Origin of the sequence: Pseudomonas sp. VD-NE ins, assembly GCF_031882575.1 — a bacterium.
GTDB classification, from domain to species: domain Bacteria; phylum Pseudomonadota; class Gammaproteobacteria; order Pseudomonadales; family Pseudomonadaceae; genus Aquipseudomonas; species Aquipseudomonas fluorescens_BZ.
In genome coordinates, this window is the sequence record NZ_CP134772.1 from 845,218 (window position 1) to 864,694 (window position 19,477).

The 19,477-nt window shown below is 60.5% G+C and carries 17 protein-coding genes; 13 read left to right on the forward strand and 4 right to left on the reverse strand.

Features of this window, described 5'->3' with window-relative positions; all coding sequences use genetic code 11:
- From RMV17_RS03515 to RMV17_RS03555, 9 genes are read left to right on the forward strand one after another with little or no spacing between them, the layout of a single operon-like run.
- Positions 1-1,059, forward strand: coding sequence for a beta-ketoacyl synthase (locus tag RMV17_RS03515; protein WP_311885651.1), 1,059 nt, complete (start codon positions 1-3; stop codon positions 1,057-1,059).
- Positions 1,056-2,351 (forward strand): beta-ketoacyl synthase, encoded by a 1,296-nt coding sequence (locus tag RMV17_RS03520; RefSeq protein ID WP_108226479.1) that lies wholly within the window; start codon positions 1,056-1,058, stop codon positions 2,349-2,351. The genes RMV17_RS03515 and RMV17_RS03520 overlap by 4 nt, the downstream gene beginning before the upstream one ends.
- A complete protein-coding gene (locus tag RMV17_RS03525) occupies positions 2,348-3,556 on the forward strand; it encodes a beta-ketoacyl synthase N-terminal-like domain-containing protein (RefSeq protein WP_311885654.1) in 1,209 nt (402 codons plus the stop codon). The genes RMV17_RS03520 and RMV17_RS03525 overlap by 4 nt, the downstream gene beginning before the upstream one ends.
- A gap of 54 nt (positions 3,557-3,610) precedes the next feature.
- Entirely contained in the window at positions 3,611-6,481 is a 2,871-nt protein-coding gene (locus RMV17_RS03530; protein WP_311885656.1) for an aminotransferase class III-fold pyridoxal phosphate-dependent enzyme, read from the forward strand.
- A 9-nt stretch (positions 6,482-6,490) separates the two neighbouring features.
- Entirely contained in the window at positions 6,491-7,228 is a 738-nt protein-coding gene (locus RMV17_RS03535; protein ID WP_311885658.1) for a 3-oxoacyl-ACP reductase family protein, read from the forward strand.
- Complete coding sequence (locus tag RMV17_RS03540; RefSeq protein WP_311885661.1) at positions 7,225-7,989, forward strand: SDR family NAD(P)-dependent oxidoreductase; 765 nt, start codon at positions 7,225-7,227, stop codon at positions 7,987-7,989. Before RMV17_RS03535 ends, RMV17_RS03540 begins: the two co-directional genes overlap by 4 nt.
- 2 nt (positions 7,990-7,991) lie before the next feature.
- Complete coding sequence (locus tag RMV17_RS03545) at positions 7,992-9,290, forward strand: hypothetical protein (protein WP_409438744.1); 1,299 nt, start codon at positions 7,992-7,994, stop codon at positions 9,288-9,290.
- 57 nt (positions 9,291-9,347) lie between these two features.
- Complete coding sequence (locus RMV17_RS03550; RefSeq protein WP_093442334.1) at positions 9,348-10,184, forward strand: outer membrane lipoprotein-sorting protein; 837 nt, start codon at positions 9,348-9,350, stop codon at positions 10,182-10,184.
- Positions 10,185-10,217: 33 nt separating this feature from the next.
- The gene (locus RMV17_RS03555) at positions 10,218-12,833 is read left to right on the forward strand and encodes an MMPL family transporter (protein WP_311885668.1); all 2,616 of its coding nucleotides are present in this window, start codon (positions 10,218-10,220) and stop codon (positions 12,831-12,833) included.
- Positions 12,834-12,902: 69 nt separating this feature from the next.
- Here RMV17_RS03555 and RMV17_RS03560 read toward each other — a convergent pair whose 3' ends face one another.
- The 3 genes from RMV17_RS03560 to RMV17_RS03570 form a co-directional block, all read right to left on the reverse strand.
- A complete protein-coding gene (locus RMV17_RS03560) occupies positions 12,903-13,313 on the reverse strand; it encodes a MerR family transcriptional regulator (protein WP_034154373.1) in 411 nt (136 codons plus the stop codon).
- A gap of 199 nt (positions 13,314-13,512) precedes the next feature.
- Positions 13,513-14,088 carry an NAD(P)H-dependent oxidoreductase gene (locus RMV17_RS03565; protein WP_108226484.1) on the reverse strand — a complete coding sequence of 192 codons (576 nt, stop codon included), beginning with the start codon at positions 14,086-14,088 and terminating at the stop codon, positions 13,513-13,515.
- Positions 14,089-14,143: 55 nt separating this feature from the next.
- On the reverse strand, positions 14,144-15,025 hold the full coding sequence (locus RMV17_RS03570; RefSeq protein WP_311885672.1) for a LysR substrate-binding domain-containing protein: 882 nt from the start codon (positions 15,023-15,025) through the stop codon (positions 14,144-14,146).
- Positions 15,026-15,256: 231 nt separating this feature from the next.
- Between RMV17_RS03570 and RMV17_RS03575 the strand changes: the two genes are divergently transcribed.
- A complete protein-coding gene (locus tag RMV17_RS03575) occupies positions 15,257-16,021 on the forward strand; it encodes a sulfite exporter TauE/SafE family protein (RefSeq protein WP_311885674.1) in 765 nt (254 codons plus the stop codon).
- Here the strand turns inward: RMV17_RS03575 and RMV17_RS03580 are convergent.
- Positions 16,011-16,325, reverse strand: a complete 315-nt coding sequence (locus RMV17_RS03580) for a putative quinol monooxygenase (RefSeq protein ID WP_311885676.1) — start codon at positions 16,323-16,325, stop codon at positions 16,011-16,013. The genes RMV17_RS03575 and RMV17_RS03580 overlap by 11 nt on opposite strands.
- 184 nt (positions 16,326-16,509) lie before the next feature.
- Here RMV17_RS03580 and RMV17_RS03585 point away from each other — a divergent pair, with 184 nt between their 5' ends.
- From RMV17_RS03585 to RMV17_RS03595, 3 genes are all read left to right on the forward strand, one after another.
- The gene (locus RMV17_RS03585; RefSeq protein WP_077570944.1) at positions 16,510-17,100 is read left to right on the forward strand and encodes an NAD(P)H-dependent oxidoreductase; all 591 of its coding nucleotides are present in this window, start codon (positions 16,510-16,512) and stop codon (positions 17,098-17,100) included.
- A gap of 125 nt (positions 17,101-17,225) precedes the next feature.
- Complete coding sequence (locus tag RMV17_RS03590; protein ID WP_016984263.1) at positions 17,226-18,137, forward strand: LysR family transcriptional regulator; 912 nt, start codon at positions 17,226-17,228, stop codon at positions 18,135-18,137.
- Positions 18,138-18,240: 103 nt separating this feature from the next.
- Positions 18,241-19,134: an NAD-dependent epimerase/dehydratase family protein gene (locus RMV17_RS03595; RefSeq protein ID WP_311885682.1), complete on the forward strand. Its 894-nt coding sequence runs from the start codon at positions 18,241-18,243 to the stop codon at positions 19,132-19,134.
- Positions 19,135-19,477: the final 343 nt, after the last annotated feature.

Here is a 19,477-nt window from a genome sequence, read left to right on the forward strand (position 1 = left end):
ATGAACCGAGCCATCTATCTCAATGCCGCTGCGGTGCTGAATGTGGCGGGCAGTGAATGCGCTGACTTGCTCGGCACACCCTGCGCGGCGCAACCGCTGGCCTTTGACGCACAGCGTCAGGCGTTTGCCTTGCCGACCCCGCGACTGGCCAGTGACCTGTTTGATCGCAAGATCCAGCGCAGCGTCGAACCGCAGGGCTTGCGCCTGTTGCATTGCGCCGCACGGCTGGCGCCAGCACTGGCCGCGATGCAATTGCCCGCGTCACGCATTGCGCTGACAGCGGCCATTCCCGAAGTCGATGCGCCGAGTCCTTGCTGGGATGCGGTGCAGGCGATCATCGAACAGCCGCAAAAACAACTGGCGCAGTTATTGGCCAACACGCCGCCCCTGCATGCGCTGACCCTGCTCAACAGCAGCGTCATGGCTTATGTCGCCGAAGCATTGAATTGCCACGGGCCGATGGGCGGATTTTGTTCCCAGGACAACGCCGGGCTGGATGCGCTGATCGAAGCCTGCCAGCAGATCGGCGAGCGGCATGCCGACGCCGCGTTGGTGGTCAGCAGCAGTCCGAACCTGACCCCGGCCCTGTACCTGCGCGAGCCCGATCAGGCGAGCGAACCGATGTTCGGTGAGGGCGCCGCCGCGCTGTTGCTGGCGTCGACACCCCCGCCGGGTGCGGCACACGCCGTGCGCATTGCCGGGTTTGCCCGTGGTTACAGCACGGATCCGCAACGATCTGTGGCGGTGGGTCGGCGCGTGATCGACCAGGTCTTGAGTGTCGAGAAACTGCGGGTCGGCGACGTCGAGCATATCGTCGGCAATTGCGCTGACGGGCAAGTGATGAAGTTGCTCGAAGCTTTCCCGCGCGAGATTCGCAGTACCCGCGCCATGACCGGTGAACTGGGCGCCAGCGGTTTGCTGACCGAGGTCGCATTGACCTTGCACCTCAGCCGTGAAGTCGCGGCGACGCCGGGCTACACGTTGCTTGTCAGCCACACTCGCGCCGGTCACTGGGGCGCATTGCTGTTGGCCAGTGAAACCATGGAGAAGCACGCATGAGTGCGACACGGATTGTAATTACCGGCATGGGCGCCGTCACCGGTTTCGGTTTCGAATGGCAGACCCTCTGGGAAAAAATGCTCGGCGCCGAACATTGCGTGCGGCCATGGCAGCCGGACGACGTGCAAGAGGCGTCGTTCGCGGTGCGTTATGCAGCCCCTGTCGACATGAGCCTGTTGCCGGAAAAACTGCAAAGCCATCCGGCCTGGACGATGCCGCTGGAAAAGCGCAGTCGGTTTGGCTGGGTGGCTGCCACGCAGGCAGTCGGTGACAGCGGCTTGCAGCCAGAACAGTTGCGCGGCGCGGCGGTGCTGTGTGCCTCGGGAGCACCGCAGCACATGCTCGCCGACATGCTGCTGACTGAAGCCCCGAATGGCGGCACCCCGAGTTGGTCATACCTGATGCCGCGGGCCGGGCAAGTGAATGCCGATGGCTCGCTGCGTCAGAGCAATGACCGTCTGGCGCGGGTCATCGCCGACGACCTGGGTTGTGAAGGGCCGGTGATCAACATCAGCAGTGCCTGTGCCGGCGCTTCACAAGCCATCGGCAATGCCTTTCAGATGATTCGTCGTGGAGAAGTCAGCGTAGCGCTGGCGGGTGGCGCCGACTCGGTGCTCAACCTCGACACCATGGCGGCGTTGTATCTACTCGGTGCCGCTTCGGGCGAGCAACGCTGGGGCGCGGATCTGTGTCGCCCGTTCGATCGTGACCGCAGCGGTCTGATTGCCGGCGAGGGCGGCGGTTTTGTTGTCCTCGAAAGCCTCGAACATGCTTTGGCCCGTGGCGCGACACCCTATGCCGAAGTGCTCGGTTTCGGCAGCAGCCTGGACGCTTATAAAGTCACTGCACCGCAACCCGAAGGACGTGGTGCGGCACTGGCGATGCAGGCCGCGCTCGACGACGCCGGGCTACGTGCGCAGCAGATCGATCTGATCAACGCCCACGGCACCTCGACACCGCTCAACGACGTTGCCGAAACCCTGGCGATCAAAAGCGTGTTCGCCGAACACAAGCACTATCAAGCCTTGGCTGTCAGCGCCAACAAATCACAGTTCGGTCACCTGATCGCGGCCGCTGGCGCTCCTGAATGCATCGTCACCGCGTTGGCCTGCCTCAACGATCTGATCACGCCAACGGTGAACCTGCATGACGCTGACGAACAGTGCGATCTGGATTACTGCGCCGGGCAAGCCGTCAGCCGCCGAGTGGATTACGCGTTGAGCAATTCCTTTGGTTTCGGTGGCCTCAATACCTCGCTGGCCCTTGGCAAATATCGGGAGCATGGACAATGACTGACGCCACTGTACGTGTCGCGATCGCCGGCAGCGGTTGTGTGTTGCCCACCGGCTGGGGCGTTGAGGGGTTCTGGTCGGCGGCCCGCGAAGGGCGTAGCGCGATTTCGCCCCTGAACTCGTCGCTGTTCCACAGCGAGCGGGTCACCGCGTTCGGGCATATCGCTGATCGAGACCATCAACGTAGCCGTCAGGACATTGCGCAAAACCTCCAGCGTTACTGCCCGCCGGCGGTGATCTGGGGCGTCAGTGCGGTGCGCCAGGCGCTGGCCGAGGCCGGGCTTGAACCGGGCCGCGACAACGTGCGTTTTGGTCTCTATTGCTGCCAGGGCGGTTACACCCATCCGTCGCTCGCGTCTTATGGCGAACTGTTGCACGAGTGTCAGACCGAGACCGGTGCCGACATGCAGCGTCTGGCCAAACGCGTGTTGCAGGAGCGCGCGCTCGATCCGTTTCTGGTCCTCAAAAGCCTCAGCAACGGTTTGCTCGGGGTGGTCAGTCTGGCCTTGAAGCTTGAGTGCGAATGCAACGCCTACATGCAAGGCGTGGCCGGCAATCTGGCGGCACTGCGCGAAGCCTGCGCCGCGCTGCAAAGCGGTCGAGTGGATGCGGCCATTGTCGTCGGCGCCGGCAGTGAGCTTGATCCGCTGGCGCTCGCCGCACTGGCCGAAGCGGGGGTGATCAGCACCGACGGTTCGCAAAACCTGCGCGCCTTCGATCGCCAGGGCCGTGGCGGGATTGCCGGCGAAGGCGCGGCGGCGCTGGTGTTGCGCCGCGCCGATGACCTGCCGGCGGGGCCGCAAACCTGCCTGACCGCTCTGTTCGCACACCCGCGTCTGGACTCGCTGAACTTGCCGGACAAACAGGTGGATCTGCTGATCAGCAGCGCCACTGGCGATCCGCACAAGGATGCCGATCTGGCCCGCACGCTGGCGCGAACCGGCGCTGCGCACATCACCAGCAGCACGCCGCTGACCGGCATTCTCAGTGGTGCGCCGAGCCTGGTTGATCTGATTCTCGCCAGGCAGGCGTTGCAGGCGCAAAACATCCCGCCGGTCTGTGGTCTGGAGCAACCGCTGGATGCACATCTGCCGTTTGTGCTCGGCGGGCCGCGCGATGCCGTGCTGCACGATTGCCTGGTCATCAACCGCGACGACAACGGCTTCAGTGCCGGTTACCAACTCGAATTTCACGCGGCCGACTGACCGTCGGCACGCAACGAAACGCAGCTGATTTATTACTTAAGGGATAGCACTGTCATGGACTACCGCGATTACGTACGGCCGAAATTCGTTGAATTGATGCAGGCTCTGGGCCTCGAATGCCAGTTCCACAGAGCGCTGGGCAGCAAACTGTTTTACCGCGACCGCCAGGGCGATGAAGTGACCGTCACCGACTTCCTCGGTGGTTACGGCGCCGCGCTGTATGGCCACAACGATCCGCAATTTGTCGATCAACTCGTCGACCTGCTGCGTGCCGATGTGCCGTTCAACGCGCAGATGTCGGTGCGCGGTGCGGCGGGGCAGTTGGGGCGTGAACTCAGTGAAGCGTTCAACCGTGAGCTGAACAACAGCGAACGCTACATTTCGACCTTCTCCAACAGTGGCGCCGAGTCGGTGGAAATCGCCGTCAAGCACGCCGAATACCGTCGTCAGAAAAACCTGCAGAAGCAATTCGACGAGCGAGATTTCGCCCTCGCCAATCTGGTTGCCAGCGACAAGGCTTATGTCGAGCTGGACATCGACGATCTCGATTTGCCCGCCGGCCTGCTGCCGCAGAATCTGTCCTGCGTCACCGTGCGCCAAGTGGCCGAAGCGGTGCGTCAGCACAACCTGGCGCAGCTGCATGTCGAGCCGGTGTTCCTGGCTGTGCGCGGCAGCTTTCACGGCAAACTGGTGAACACCGTCCAACTGACGTACGGCAAGCAGTACCGCAAGCCGTTCGCCCGTTTCGGCCTCAACGTCGAGTTCATCGACCCGCAGCAACCCCAGCAATTGCAAGAGCTGCCGGCCCGTCACGTGCGTCACTGGCTGAGCCTGGAATGGAGCGGCGAAACCCTGCAAGTGCGCCGCGAAGCATTCAGTGCGATCACGGCGGTATTGCTGGAGCCGATTCAGGGCGAGGGCGGCATCAACGAGTTCGCCAATGAGTTCTATCTGGGCCTGCGGCGTCTGTGCAACGAGCAGCAATGCCCGCTGATCATCGACGAAGTGCAATCGGGTTTCGGCCGCACCGGCACCTTGCTCGGCGCCAGCCATTTCAACTTGCAGGGTGATTACTACTGCCTGTCGAAAGCCTTGGGCGGTGGCCTGATGAAGATTGCCGCGACGGTGATTCGCGCCAGCCACTACGAAAACGATTTCAGCTACATCCACAGTTCGACCTTTGCCGAAGATGATGCGTCCTGCCATATCGCTCTGTCGGCCCTGCGCCGTCTGTTCGAGAACGACAGCGCGATGCTCAAGGACGTGAACAAGAAGGGCGAATACCTCAAGGCTTCGCTGCTGGAACTCAAAGCGGCCTACCCGGACGTGATCGCCGACGTGCGCGGGCGTGGCTTGCTGCTGGGCTTCGAACTGCACGACCTGACCGGCACCAGCTCACTGGTTCAGGCCTCGGCGCAGTACAACGATGCGCTGGGCTACATCATCGCCGGCTACCTGCTGCAATTCGAATCCCTGCGCGTGGCGCCGTCGGGCAGCAACGCCAATGTGATCCGTCTGGAACCGCCGGTGTGCATCACCTTCGAAGAAATCGATGGTTTGATCGGCTCCCTGCAGAAAGTCTGCGACATGCTGCGTCGCCGCGACGCCTTCCCGCTGGCCGCCGGTGTGTGTGCCGACAGCATCGCTGACGTGCCAGCGCGCGAGGTCAGCTTCAAGGAGACCGAAACCCGCCCAAAGTCTGATGAGAACGTGCGCGTGGTGGCTCGCGTGGCGTTCATCAACCATTTGATTGATTCGGACATGCTCAGCGACGTCGATCCTTCACTGTCGACCTTGAGCGCCGAGCAGAAACGCGAGTTCATCAAACGCATGGCCCCCGAGCGCCGTGCCGCGCCAATCGGCCCGGTGCAGATTCGCTCGAAACTCGGCACTGCCGTGGAATTCACCCTGTATCCGCTGTGCATGGATTCCGATGCGATGGCGGCGTACATCGCCAGCGGCGATCTGCAAACTATCCGCGAAGAAGTCGGCAATCGCATCAAGGATGCCCGCGCCGATGGCTACAGCGTCGCCGGGCTAGGCATGTACACCTCGATCGTCACCAACAACTGCCAGGCCTTGCAGGTTCCTGACATGGCGCTGACTTCCGGCAACGCGCTGACCATCGGCATGGGCCTGGAAGCCATCGAACAGGGCTGCAAGCAGCAAGGCCTGGAACTGAGCGAGCAAACCGCTGCGGTGGTCGGTGCGGCGGGCAACATCGCCTCGACCTACGCCTCACTGCTGTCGACCAGCGTCGAGCACCTGATCCTTATCGGCAGCGGCCGCGACGGCTCCCTGCGTCGTCTGGAAAAAACCGCGCAACAGATTTATGCCGAAGCCGCCCGCGCGATCCTCAAGGGTGTCGCCGAACACGATCGCCTCGCCCGTCGTCTGCAGCAAATTGATGGAATCGATGCGCTGTTGCAGGCCCATGGCAGCAGTGCCGATCTGGGGCAGCGCGTGGCGAAACTGGTCGAAGAACGCTTGGGCGCGAACGCCTTCATCACCGTCAGCAACGATCTTGATGTGCTGAAACAAGCGCGCATCGTGCTCTGCGCGGCGAACGCACCGCAGCCGTTTCTCTTTGCCGAGCACTTCGCCGAAAACAGCGTGATCTGCGACATCGCCGTGCCGCTGAACGTTGACCAGAACCTCGCCAGCCAACGCAGCGACGTGCTCTACATGCACGGCGGCATCGTGCAGACGCCGCTGGGCGATGGCCTGGTGAAAAACGTTCGGGCCTATCTCAAGCAGGGTCAGTTGTACGCGTGCATGGCCGAGTCGGTGCTGATGGGCCTGTCCGGTATGAAACAGCACTACTCCTACGGCGACATCAGCCGTGAGCAGGTTCAGCAGATTCGTGCACTGGCGGCGACTCACGGTTTCACCCTCGCGCAGTTCAAAACCGACAACTCGCTCTAAGGAACGGTCATGCCGAATAAAGTAGCAGTGGTGACCGGTGGCAGTCGTGGCATCGGTCGGGCGATTGTCCTGGCCCTGGCCGGGGCGGGTTATCAGATCGCGTTCAGTTACGTGCGCGATGAAGTCGCGGCGATGGCCTTGCGCGATGAGGTTCAGGCGTCGGGGATCGATTGCCTGGCATTGCAGTGCGATGTCAGCAACGGCGACAGCATCAAGGCGTTTTTCGAACGGATCGATCAGCATTTTCAGCGTATCGATCTGTTGGTCAATAACGCCGGCATCACCCGCGACGGACTGCTGGCGACGATGTCGGCGCGTGATCTGATCGAGGTGATCCAGACCAACCTGATCGGCACGATGCTCTGCTGTCAGCAGGTGGTGCCGGGCATGTTGCGCCAGCGCAGCGGTTGCATCGTCAACATCAGTTCGGTGGCGGCGCAGAAGCCCGGCAAAGGCCAAAGCAACTATGCCGCTGCCAAGGGCGGGGTCGAATCGTTGACCCGCGCCCTGGCGGTGGAGCTGGCGCCGCGCAACATTCGCGTCAACGCGGTCGCCCCGGGCATCGTCAAGACCGAGATGAGTACGGCGCTGATCGGCAGTCAGGAAGAAGAAATCCAGTCGCGCCTGCTGATCAAGCGCTACGCCGAACCTGAAGAAATTGCCGAAGCGGTGCTGTACCTCGCCGATCGCGGTTTGTACCTGACCGGGGAGGTCCTGTCGGTCAACGGCGGGTTGAAGATGCCATGAGCCGGACCATTCTGATTACCGGAGCGGCGAAAGGCATCGGCCGTGCGGTCGCCGAGAACTTTGCCGCCGACGCCGACAATCGCCTTATCCTGCTGGATCTCGATCTGGCCGAACTGCAGCGCTGGGTCGACGAGCGACAGGAGAAGATCAAGGCGCGGGTCGAAACCCATGCGGCGAACATTGCCGATCTGCCGGCCATGCAAGCGTTCTTCAAAACCCTCGGTTCGCAAGTCGAATACGTCGATGTGCTGGTCAACAGCGCCGGCATCTGCAACGAGAACGAGCCGGAAGATCTGCACAACTGGCACAAGGTGATTTCGGTCAACCTCAACGGCACGTTCTACGTGACTTCGTTGTGCCTGGCGCTGATGCCTGACCGTGGGCGAATCATCAACATGTCGTCGATCCTCGGCCGTGCCGGCAAGGTGCGCAACACCGCGTATTGCGCCTCCAAGCACGGCATCGTCGGCATGACCAAGGCGCTGGCGCTGGATCTCGCTTCGCGGCAGATCACCGTCAATGCAATTCTGCCGGCGTGGATCGATACGCCGATGTTGCAGGGTGAACTGGCGACGCAAGCGGCAATTGCCGGTTTGACCCAGGAGCAGATCGTACGCAACGCGAAGAAGAAACTGCCGATGCGCCGTTTCATCCAGAGCGAAGAAGTGGCGGCGATGGTGCGTTACCTGGCCAGCCCCGAGGCTGGCGGGGTGACCGCCCAGAGTCTGGTGATCGATGGCGGTGTCGGGTTGGGAATGTAGCGATGCTTCGATTTCACAACAGTCACATCGTGGGTGCGGTGTGGGCGTGCATGGCTGCGCCCACCGCGATGGCCGAATTGACCGTCGCTGATCTGAAGCCCGATTACGCCGACGGTGAAGTCGGCGTGGCCACGGCCATGCGTCTGCACGGCGACGATCAGGTCACGCAAAAAGCCGTGTATTTCAAAGCCAACCTGGAAGACAACTGGGAGGGCGGGTACTACAAGGCCAAGGGTCGCGTGCGTTACGACGCGCGCTATGACGGCAACAATCCGTACAGCGAACGGGCGCGCGACAAGTACCGTTTCGACGCTGATTGGCGGCACCTCTACGTCGGTCATTCGCTGGGTGACGGCGAAGTGACGGTGGGCTGGCAGCAAGTGGTCTGGGGCCGCGCGGATGAATTGCGCGTGCTCGATCAGATCAACCCGCTGGACTATCGCGATGGTCTGACGCCGCTGCTCGAAGACAGCCGCATCGCCGTGCCCATGGTGCGTTTTGCGCAACCGGTGGGCGAGTGGGAACTGGAGGCGCTGTGGATCACTGACTTCGTGAAAAACCAGGCGCCGGTAGAGGGCAGTGAATTTGCCGCGCCATTGTTTGCTACGCCGGACCCGCAGTATTTCCTGCTCGATTCCAAGCCCGGCTATGACGGCGACAAGGGCTATTCCTATGGCCTGAGCGCCAACGGCCGGATCGGCGCGGTGGACACCAGTTTCGTTGCCTTGAGCGCCCGTCAGCAAGACCCGGTGTACGCCGTCGAAGGCCTCGCCGACGACGGCCGTACGCGGCTGGAACGGCAATTTCCCCGTTACACCATGGGCGGTGCCGGGCTGGCGATCGACGCCGGGCACAGCATCGTGGTGCGCAGCGAGGTCGCGTATTTCGACAATTGGCGAGTGACCAATCCGACCCGAGCCTACGGTGCCGACAGTACGCCCATGGTCAAGTCGCTGCTGGGTGTCGACTACCTGTTGCGCGACTGGCTGATCTCCGCGCAGTGGCAGGAACAAGTGCTGCTCGACTGGCAGGACGGCATGTTGCAGGACAGGCGCGAACCGCTGTTCACCCTGTCGGCCGAAGGCACCCATTGGCAGGACCGCCTCAAGAGTCGTCTGGTGGCCGCCGCCTCACCACCGTTTCAGGACAACGCCTTGCTGCAAGGCATCTTCACCTACAAGCCGGTCGACTACATCAAGCTCGGCCTGGAAGTGGACGTGTTCTTCGGCAAACCCGACAGATCTTTCGGCGAGTACAGCAAGCGCGACCAAGTGCGGCTGTCGGCCGGTTATCTGTTCTGACCCATAACGCCTGCCGCTCTCGCGCAGGTGCACTCATCCAACGAAAAGGAAGTTGTTATGTTGCCGTTTTTGAAAAGTCTGACCACCGCCGCTTTGATCCTTGGCAGCGCTTGCGCCAGTGCCGCCGAGGCTGGCAATGCTGATGAGATCATCCGTCAAGTACGCGATCGCAATGACGGGAACAGCTTCATGTCCCAGGTTTCGCTGATCCTGCATGACAAGAAAGGCAATACCCGCGTTCGCGAGTTCACCTACCTGCAAAAGGATTACCCGGACAGCGACAAGTTCAGCATGTACTTTTCCGCGCCGACTGACGTGCGTGACGTCGCCTTCCACATCGAAAACCCCCACGAAACCCTCGGCCTGGAAGACAGCCAGTGGATGTACCTGCCAGTCAGCCGCCAGACCCGCCGCATCTCCACCACCGACAAGCGTGGCTCGTTCATGGGCAGTGAGTACTCGTACGCCGATCTGGACAAGATCCGGGTCAAGGACTACTCGCAGAAACTCGTCGGCGAAGAACAGATCAAGGGCCGCGACTGCTACGTGATCGAGCGCGAACCGGCTTCTCCCGAGGTGCTGGCCAAGACCGGTTACAACAAGCTGAAGGTGTGGATCGACAAGCAGAATTTCCTGGTCATGCGTCAGGATTTCTTCGACGTCAAAGGCGTGTTGATCAAGCAGATGCGCACGCAGAAAGTCGCAACCATCGACTCGATCGACAGCATCGTGCTCAGTGAAACCGAGCATTTTATCGACGGCACGCGTTCGGAAATGCGCTTCAACCAGTTGCAGTACAACGTCTCTCTGGAAGACCGCCTCTTCACCCAGACCGCCATCAAGCGCGGGCTGAAAACCGGTGACCTGCCGGACTTTGCCGTGTCTGCCCGCTAAGCGCCGACCCCGACGACCTGGAACCGCATGATCATGGAAAGATATCTGAATTTCGTCGAGCGCTATGCGCGGGCGATTGTTTTCCTGCTGGTGGCGATTACGGCGTATTTCACTTATACGCTGGGCGCGCTGGTGTCCGACACCAACCCTTATCTGCTCAAGGAAAGCCACCCGGCACGCAAGACCATCATCGATTTGCAGGGTGAATTCACCGGCACGTTCGACTCGGTGATGGTGGCGCTGAACAACCCGCAAACGGTGTTCAACAAATCGACGCTCAACGCGCTGTTTTCGATGTCGCAATCAGTGCGCAAGATGATCCTGGCCAACGATGCCGACAAGGAGCAGTTGGCACAGATCGTCGCCCGCCATCCAGACGACAGCCGTGCGCAGTTGTTGACCCGGGACATTCTCGAGGGTGGTTTTTCGCAGAACGATTACGCCAACGCCAAGGCATTGCGTGATCATGCCCAGAGTCAAAACTGGGATTCCCATGATCAGCTGTTCCTGACCTTTCTCGCCGAGCGGATCAACCCGATCCGCGAAATGGCCTCGATGGGTGACCTGGAAAACATCGTCCTGACCGACGACGGCGAGTTGTTGATCCACAAAACCCTGAATGCCTATGACATGGACCCGGCGCTGGTCGAGTCGCAGATCATGGGCAACGAGTTGATGGTCGACGGGGTGGTGTCAAAGGACAAGAAAGTCGCGATGCTGGTGGCCGAGCTCGGCACCAAGCAGGACGACGCTCAGGCGCAGCTGCGGGCTTATCAGATCGTGCGTGGCATCGTCGCGCAGTATCAAGCCGAGCACCCGGAGTACAAGGACGAAATCTTCATTGCCGGCATGCCGATCTTCATCGCCGCACAGCAGGAAATCATCGATCACGACCTGGCCGTGCTGTTCCCGATCGTGTTTTTGCTGATTACCTTGCTGCTGATTTTCTTCTTCCGCAAACCACTGGGCGTGCTGCTGCCGCTGTTCAATATTCTGTTCTGCACCATCTGGACGCTCGGCCTGATGGCGCTGTTGCGGGTGCCGTTCGACCTGCTGACCAGTGTGCTGCCGGTGTTCCTGTTCACCATTTGCTGCTCGGATGCGATCCACGTGATGGCTGAGTATTACGAGCAGAAAAATGCTGGCAAGAGCAATCGCGAGGCCAACCGCGAAACCCAGCGCTTGATGGTGGTGCCGGTGGTGTTGACGACCGTGACGACCATCGCCACGTTCATGATTTCCACCACCAACAACATTGTCAGCATCCGTAATTTCGGCGTGTTCATGTCGATCGGCCTGACGGCGGCGCTGATCATTTCGCTGTTGCTGATTCCGGCGTGGATCGCGATCTGGGGCAAGGATCAGCCGCAGCAGGCCAAGGCCGAGGTACACAAGGAATCGATCATCTCGCGGTATCTGGTGGCGTTCTGTGCCTGGATGATCCGCTTTCGCAAACCGATCCTGATGGTGATTCTGCCGCTGCTGGCGCTGGCCACCGTGTTCACCTTCCGCGTCGATATCGAAGACTCCGGCATTGCTTACTTCAAGCCGGAAAGCCACATTCGCGTGTCCGATCAGTTCATCAACCACGCCAAAGTAGCGGGCACGGCGCCGGGCTGGATCGCGATCGACAGCAAAGAGCCGCGCGGCGTGCTGACCACCGAAGTGGTGCAGTTCATCGACAAGCTTGACCACTTCATCAAGCAGCAACCGAACGTCAGTTATGGCTACTCGCTGGCGACTTACGTCAAGCGCATGAACCTGGTGCTCAACGACATGAACCCGGATTATCTGCGGGTGCCGAATGCCGTGGAGAAGGTCACGTCGGTCAATGACGACGGGCAGGTCGAGCAGTTTGAAGTGCCGGGCAATTCGCTGATCGAACAGCACGTGATGCTGTTCGAAAACGGTGGCGGTTCGGACCTGAACAACGTGCTCAACGCCGATTTCTCCAAGGCCTTGACCCTGTACACCATGACCTCGTCGGTCGCCAGCGACTATCAGGGCATGCTCGACCGCCTCGATGCCTGGCTGCTGCTGAACAAACCGGCCAACCTGGAAGTGACCCACGCCGGCACGCCGTTGATCTGGACCGGGGTGTTGCAGGAAATCACTCAGGGCCAGGTGCTGAGTTTTTCCCTGGCCTTGCTGGTCGTCACGCTGATGATGATGTACTGGCTCAAATCGGTGCGCCTCGGTGTGCTCGGCATGTTGACCTTGCTGACCACGTCGGTGACGGTCTACGGCTTCATGTTCCTGTTCGGCATCGAGCTGAACATCGGCACGACGCTGGTGACGTTCCTGGTGGTCGGCGTGGTGGATTACGCGGTGCACCTGCTGTCACGCATCAAGTTGCTGGTGCAGCAGGGCATTGAGATTGACGCGGCCATTTTGCAGGCGATGCACAGCGTCGGCCGCTCGACGGTGATCAACGTGGTGATCTTCTCCGTGGGCTTCATGGCGCTGCTGTTTTCCGACTTCAAGCCGATTGTCGATCTCGGCGCACTGGTGGCGATGGCGCTGTTTTCCAGCGGGGTCATGACCATTGTCCTGGTGACGCTGGTATCGCCGTGGTTCTTTGCGGCGATTGCGCCGGTGCATGCACCGGTTCAAGCGCTGCGCACAGAAGGGGAGCCGGTGCCAGGCTGATTCGCCAACGACCGGGCGCGCCTGTCCTGAGACGACAGGCAAACCCGGTCATGCGGCGCAGCAGGGTTTTCAGTTCAGTGTATTGACCGGGTTTTTTTCGCCATAGCGAGCGATGCGTTCGAACTGGCATTCCTGACGGGCGTCGTTGAGGTTGTGTTCAAACGCCTCGAGGCCATCATGCAATTGCTGCAAATCGCCGATCTGGGTCACCAGTTCGGCTTTTTTTTCGGCAATGGCTCGTTGCGCCATGTCCCACGGGAATTCGTCGCCGCGGTAGTTGTTGAGGATCACCTGCAGCTCTTTGAGCTTGAAGCCCAGTTGCTGGGCGCACTTGATGAACGTCAAAACCTCGACACTTTGCTGGCTGTAGATGCGGTACTTGCCTTCACGCTTGGGCTCGGGCAACAGGCCGATTTCTTCGTAATGGCGAATGCTTTTGACTGTGGTGCCCGACAGCTGGGCGGCTTTGCCGATATACATAAGGTCCGTCTCGATGGTCAAACATAGCGTAGCGCGATCGGGCGTCATGCCGGATCGGCGGCGATTATATGTCCAATACCATCTGAAAATTGCAACTGCGCGTAAATGACGTGCACAGGCGACGGACGGGCGCGTGAAGGGAACCCGAAGAGACACTGACGGCGGCGGGTGCGCCGTCAGTTGCGGCGGCTGGAAAACCTTAGACGGCGGCGGTCACGCGCGCCTTTTCCAGCCAGGCATCGCGCTGGTTTGGCTTGGAGCCAAGGATCGGCCCGAAGGTCAGCGTCTTCAGTGGCTTGATGCCGCAGAATTCCAGCGTGGTCTTGCGCATCTGATTCAGCCCCGGCATACCGTAGATCCATTTGTAGTACCAGTACGGCGTGTCCATGGTCACCAGCAAATGCGCGGTGCGGCCCTTGAGCAGCTTGTCGGGGAAGGCTTTGCCTTCGCGATATTTGAAGGCGAAACCCGGCAGGAAAATCCGGTCAACGAAGCCTTTCAACAGCGCCGGAATCCCGCCCCACCAGATCGGATAGACGAATGTCAGGTGCTCGGCCCAGGTGATATCGGCTTGCGCTTGCAGCAGATCCGGTTCCAGTGGCTGCACCTTGTTGTAGCCTTCGTGCAGGACCGGGTCGAACTCCAGCGCATCCAGACGCAACAGCCGCACGTCATGCCCGGCGTCCTTGGCGGCCTGAACATAGGTGTCACTCAATGCCCCGCAAAAGCTGTCGGTGGAGGGGTGACCCAGTATCACGAGCATTCGTTTGCTCATTGTGTGTACTCCTGAAATGAAGCTCACAGGATAGAGTCTGCCCCTAGCGGTAGAGTCAAGGCACCAGCGCATCAAACAAGGCCCGGGCGTAGCCGGGCAGGTGATCGAAGTCCCGCGCGCACAGTTGCAGAGTGCGATGGGCCCAGACTTCGTCCAGCGGCCGGCACGTTACCGAGTGCACCGCCGCCCAGCGCTCGATGGCCACCTTGGGCACGATGGCCAGCCCCGCACCTCGCGCCACCATGCGCATGACGCCCTCGAAGCCATCGGCACGGATCCGGATCGACATGCGCTGGCCGATGTGCAGCGCTTGTTCCTCCAGGTGAATCGCCAGCGCGCTGTGGCTGCCAAGCGCTACATAGTCGTGCGCCAGGGTTTCACCAAACGTCAGCGACGCCTGACTCGCCAAAACATGCTCAGGGGGCAGGATCAGCACCAATGGATCGTCGCGAAAGGGCCGGGTCTGCAGGCCGTGGGTGTCGACCGCATCGGAGACGATCCCGAGCTCCGCCGCGCCTTGGCGCAGGGCGTGAGTGATGCGCGCGCTGGGCAATTCCTGCAAGTCGATGTCGAGATTGGGGTGATCGCACAGGAAGTCCGCGAGTGCTTCCGGCAGGTATTCGGTGATTGCCGTGGTGTTGCACAGCAAGCGCACCTGACCTTTGACGCCTTGGGCATAGTCGGCCAGATCCTGCTGCAGGCGTTCGGCTTGTTGCAGGAGGATGCGCGCGTGCTGAGCGAGGGCTTTTCCGGCGGCCGTCGGTGTGACGCCACGGCGGCCGCGCTCTAGAAAGTCGACCCCAAGCGAGGCTTCCATGGCGCGGATTCTGGCGCTGGCGGCGGCCAGGGATAAATGGCTGCGGGCGGCGCCGGCGGTGATGTTGCCGGTGTCGAGGATGTGCAGGTAGAGGCGCAGGTCGGTGAGGTCGAAGTGCATGGGCAGCCTCTGGTTTTTGTGGTGTCTGGGCTGGCCCCATCGCTGGCAAGCCAGCTCCCACAGGTTTCAGTATTGATCTCAAAATGTGTGAACAACAAAAATACTGTGGGAGCTGGCTTGCCAGCGATGAGGCCAAAAGCCTCAAAGAAAATTTCAGCCTCTTGTTGGACAGGAGGCAGCCTCAGTATATGGCAGATTTTCAGCCAACCCCGACTGGCGCACAGTAGCGCCATGAACACACTCACAGATTTCTACCAACACCTCGGCCTCGCCCTGTCTTTGCTGGTCGTGATGACCTTCATCCTCGCCGGCCTGATCAAAGGCGTGATCGGTCTCGGCCTGCCCACCGTCGCCATGGGCTTGCTCGGTCTGGCTATGGCGCCGTCGCAGGCAGCCGTGTTGCTGATCATTCCGGCAACTCTGACCAATGTCTGGCAACTGGCATTCGGCGGGCACTTGAAAGGACTGATCAAACGCCTCTGGCCAATGCTGCTGATGATCTTCCTCGGCAGCGGAATCGGCACGTTGTCGATCGGCATGGCGGGCGGGCATTGGGTGGTGCGCGGGCTCGGCGCGGCCCTGTTCCTCTATGCGTTGAGTGGCTTGTTTCTGCCAACGCTGAGCGTCAATCCACGCCATGAAGGCTGGCTGGGGCCGGCGTGCGGTTTGATCACCGGTGTCATCACCTCGGCTACCGGTGTCTTCGTGATTCCAGCTGTGCCGTACTTGCAGGCGCTGGGCTTGAATCGCGATCAACTGGTGCAGGCGCTGGGCCTGTCTTTCACCGTTTCGACGTTGGCGCTGGCCGCTGGTTTGCTCTGGCGCGGCGCCCTCGGTGGCGGCGAACTCAGTGCTTCACTGCTGGCGCTGATCCCGGCCATTCTCGGCATGTTGCTTGGCCAATGGCTGCGCGAGCGCATCAGCGCCGTGCTGTTCAAGCGGGTGTTCTTTATCGGTATGGGCGCGCTTGGCGCCCATTTATTGATCAGCGGTTAGCCGAAGCTTCGCTGAGCATTTCAATCTGGCGGATATCAAAATCACGTTCCAGATAATCCATGCGCCGCTCAAAGAATGCCTTCATATGCGGCAGATTCGAATGCACATCCAGGTGCGCCTGCGACGCCCAGATCTCGTAGAAGATAAACAGCGTCGGGTCTTCCTTGTCGCGCAGCATGTGGTACTCGATGCAACCTGGCTCGGCGCGGCTCGGTTCGACGTAGGCGCGAAACAGCGCTTCGAAAGCCTCGGATTGTTCCGGGCGGGTCTTGGCGTGCAGGATAAAACCCAAGCGTTCACTCATCACAACGACTCCTCACATTCAGAATGCCGCGGATGTTATTGCAACAATCGGCGATAGATTCGTGCTTTTTGGTCAAATGTATTTTGCGCAATCGGGCCTTATTCCGCGCGCGACACATCATTAATCTGCCGCCATTCCAGTTTCTCTTCTCCATCCAGCCCAATGGCTGCGCCGAGGCTTTCTCATGAAAAAAGTGCTGTTGCTCAATGGCGGTAAAAAATTCGCTCACTCCGACGGTCGCTACAACACCACCCTGCACGAGGCCGCGTTGAGCGTGCTGGATCGCGGCGGTGTCGATGTGAAAACCACCTTCATTGACGAGGGCTACGACGTTGCCGAAGAGGTGGCGAAATTTCTCTGGGCCGACGTGATCATTTATCAGATGCCGGGCTGGTGGATGGGCGCACCGTGGACAGTGAAAAAGTACCTCGACGAAGTCTTCACCGAAGGTCACGGCAGCCTCTACGCTAGCGACGGCCGCACCCGTTCCGACGCGTCGCAGAAGTACGGCAGCGGAGGCCTGATTCAGGGCAAGCAATACATGCTGTCGCTGACCTGGAACGCACCGCAGCAGGCCTTCGATGACCCGACTGATTTCTTTGAAGCCAAAGGTGTGGATGCGGTGTACTTCCCGTTTCACAAGGCCAACGAATTTCTGGGCATGACCGGTTTGCCGACGTTCCTCTGTGTCGACGTGATGAAGCGGCCGAACATCGAGGCTGATGTGGCGCGTTATGAGCAGCATCTGACCGAGGTGTTTGGTCTCAAGGCCTGAATGGTTTCGGGCTACTATCGGTGGTAACAGCAAAAGATCGCAGCCTTCGGCAGCTCCTACAGGAACCCATTTCCATGTAGGAGCTGCCGAAGGCTGCGATCTTGGCGATCTCAAAGAGGACACCCGTGAAAGCCAGATCCGATGAGTTGCAGATTTTCGTCTGCGTGATCGAATGCGGTTCGATTTCCGCCGCCGCCGAACAGGTCGGGCAAACGCCTTCGGCGGTCAGCCGCACGTTGTCGAAGCTGGAAGCCAAGCTCGACACCACGCTGATCAACCGCACCACGCGGCGCATGGACCTGACCGAGGAGGGCAAGTATTTCTTCGAGCAGGCCAAGCTGATTCTCGATCAGATGGAGCAACTCGAAGAGCGCCTGTCTTCGCGCCAGCAAACCCCGTCCGGTCGCTTGCGAATCAATGCCGCATCACCGTTCATGCTCCACGCGGTGGTCCCGTACATCGACGAATTCCGTCGGCTCTATCCGGACATCCAGCTCGAACTCAACAGCAATGACCTGATCATTGACCTGCTGGAACAAAGCACCGACGTCGCCATCCGTATCGGCACCCTCGCTGACTCGACGCTGCATGCGCGCTCGCTCGGTTGCAGTCCGCTGCTGATCGTCGCCAGCCCGGCCTATCTGGAAAAGCATGGCGCGCCGCAGCAAGTGGCCGATCTGAGCGAACACACCTTGCTTGGCTTCACCCAGAACGAAGGCCTCAACCAATGGCCGCTGCGCTATGTGCACGGCGACCGCTGGCCGATCACCCCGGCAATCAGCGCGTCCAGCGGCGAGACCGTGCGCCATCTGGCGCTGGAAGGGCAGGGCATCGCCTGCCTGTCGCACTTCATGACCATCGACGACATCCGTGCCGGGCGCCTGAAAGTCCTGCTCGGTGAATTCAACAGCGGTTATCGCCAGCCGATCAACGCCGTGTACTACCGTAACTCGCAACTGGCGCTGCGCATTCAATGCTTCCTCGACTTCATCCAGAGCAAACTCGCCGCTTACGCCAGCGCCGATTTCAAGGGCTGATTCGTGACCTCTGCGCAAGAGTGAATTGGGTGGGGGCGGGTTTTTCCCTCGGATCCACAGGCCGATACTCGTCCCATCACTTATTCACGCAGGGAGTTATTCCATGAACGTATTCGTCACCGGCGCTGCCGGTTTTATCGGCGGCTCCATCGCTACCGGTCTGGTCAAGGCCGGGCACAAAGTCACCGGTCTGGTGCGCAGCCCTGAACAGGCTGATGAACTGAAAGCACTGGGCATCACCCCGATCATCGGCACTCTCGACGACAAAACACTGCTCGCCGAACAGGCCCACGCTGCCGACGCAGTTATCAATGCCGCCAGCAGCGACCATCGCGGTGCAGTTGAAGCGTTGCTTGATGCCTTGCGCGGCTCTAACAAAGTCTTCTTGCACACCAGCGGTTCGAGCATCGTCGGCGATGCGTCGGGCGGCAAGTCCAGCGACGTCATCTACTACGAAGACAACCTGCCGGAGCCGACCGTCGACAAAGCGGCGCGCGTGGCCATCGACAACCTGATCCTCGCGGCGGCGAAGGACGGCGTAAATTCCGCCGTCATCTGCAACACGCTGATTTACGGCCACAGCCTGGGCGTCAACCGCGACAGCGTGCAATTGCCGCGACTGCTCAAACAGGCACGCAAAAGTGGTGTGGTGCGCCACGTCGGCACTGGCCAGAACATCTGGTCCAACGTGCACATCGAAGACGTCGTCGCCCTGTATCTGCTGGCACTGACCAAGAACGTTCCGGGTACTTTCTACTTCGTCGAAAGCGGCGAAGCCTCGTTCATCGACATGACCACCGCCATGGCCGAAGCCCTGAACCTGGGTCAACCACAAGACTGGCCATTGAAAGACGCCGAAGCCGAATGGGGCTACGAAATGGCCAACTACGGCCTCGGCTCCAACAGCCGAGTGCGCGGCAAACACGCCCGCGAATTACTGGGCTGGGCACCGAAGCGCACGTCGGTGGTTGAATGGATTCGTAACGAAATGGTGTGATTGCTGTTTGAGCCCCGCCGGGCTTTGTGATCACCCTTTAAAACGGCTGCCATCGGGCAGCCGTTTTCGTTTCGGGCTTTGCGACTTGAGGCGGGACTACTTGGCCAGGGACAAGTGCAGGAACTTACTGGACCTGAGTTTGAGTTTGCGCTCAATGGTCTCCACGCTTTGACCCGTCTCGATGGCTGTCGAACTGGCAACTGCGCGAATCAACGTTTCGGTGTCAGTTTTTTTTTGGTGCGAGGCGTGGGGCTCATGGCAGGGACTCCGCGGAGGTTGTCAGGCGAGTATAGCGCTTGGCTGGATTTGAAAAATATAAGGTATGGCTGGACACCGAACCGGT

Excerpts from the sequence above, each read along its gene's own strand:
- RMV17_RS03515 (WP_311885651.1), top strand. The coding sequence starts at position 1 with ATGAACCGAGCCATCTATCTCAATGCCGCTGCGGTGCTGAATGTGGCG.
- RMV17_RS03520 (WP_108226479.1), top strand. The coding sequence starts at position 1,056 with ATGAGTGCGACACGGATTGTAATTACCGGCATGGGCGCCGTCACCGGT.
- RMV17_RS03525 (WP_311885654.1), top strand. The coding sequence starts at position 2,348 with ATGACTGACGCCACTGTACGTGTCGCGATCGCCGGCAGCGGTTGTGTG.
- RMV17_RS03530 (WP_311885656.1), top strand. The coding sequence starts at position 3,611 with ATGGACTACCGCGATTACGTACGGCCGAAATTCGTTGAATTGATGCAG.
- RMV17_RS03535 (WP_311885658.1), top strand. The coding sequence starts at position 6,491 with ATGCCGAATAAAGTAGCAGTGGTGACCGGTGGCAGTCGTGGCATCGGT.
- RMV17_RS03540 (WP_311885661.1), top strand. The coding sequence starts at position 7,225 with ATGAGCCGGACCATTCTGATTACCGGAGCGGCGAAAGGCATCGGCCGT.
- RMV17_RS03545 (WP_409438744.1), top strand. The coding sequence starts at position 7,992 with ATGCTTCGATTTCACAACAGTCACATCGTGGGTGCGGTGTGGGCGTGC.
- RMV17_RS03550 (WP_093442334.1), top strand. The coding sequence starts at position 9,348 with ATGTTGCCGTTTTTGAAAAGTCTGACCACCGCCGCTTTGATCCTTGGC.
- RMV17_RS03555 (WP_311885668.1), top strand. The coding sequence starts at position 10,218 with ATGGAAAGATATCTGAATTTCGTCGAGCGCTATGCGCGGGCGATTGTT.
- RMV17_RS03560 (WP_034154373.1), bottom strand. The coding sequence starts at position 13,313 with ATGTATATCGGCAAAGCCGCCCAGCTGTCGGGCACCACAGTCAAAAGC.
- RMV17_RS03565 (WP_108226484.1), bottom strand. The coding sequence starts at position 14,088 with ATGAGCAAACGAATGCTCGTGATACTGGGTCACCCCTCCACCGACAGC.
- RMV17_RS03570 (WP_311885672.1), bottom strand. The coding sequence starts at position 15,025 with ATGCACTTCGACCTCACCGACCTGCGCCTCTACCTGCACATCCTCGAC.
- RMV17_RS03575 (WP_311885674.1), top strand. The coding sequence starts at position 15,257 with ATGAACACACTCACAGATTTCTACCAACACCTCGGCCTCGCCCTGTCT.
- RMV17_RS03580 (WP_311885676.1), bottom strand. The coding sequence starts at position 16,325 with ATGAGTGAACGCTTGGGTTTTATCCTGCACGCCAAGACCCGCCCGGAA.
- RMV17_RS03585 (WP_077570944.1), top strand. The coding sequence starts at position 16,510 with ATGAAAAAAGTGCTGTTGCTCAATGGCGGTAAAAAATTCGCTCACTCC.
- RMV17_RS03595 (WP_311885682.1), top strand. The coding sequence starts at position 18,241 with ATGAACGTATTCGTCACCGGCGCTGCCGGTTTTATCGGCGGCTCCATC.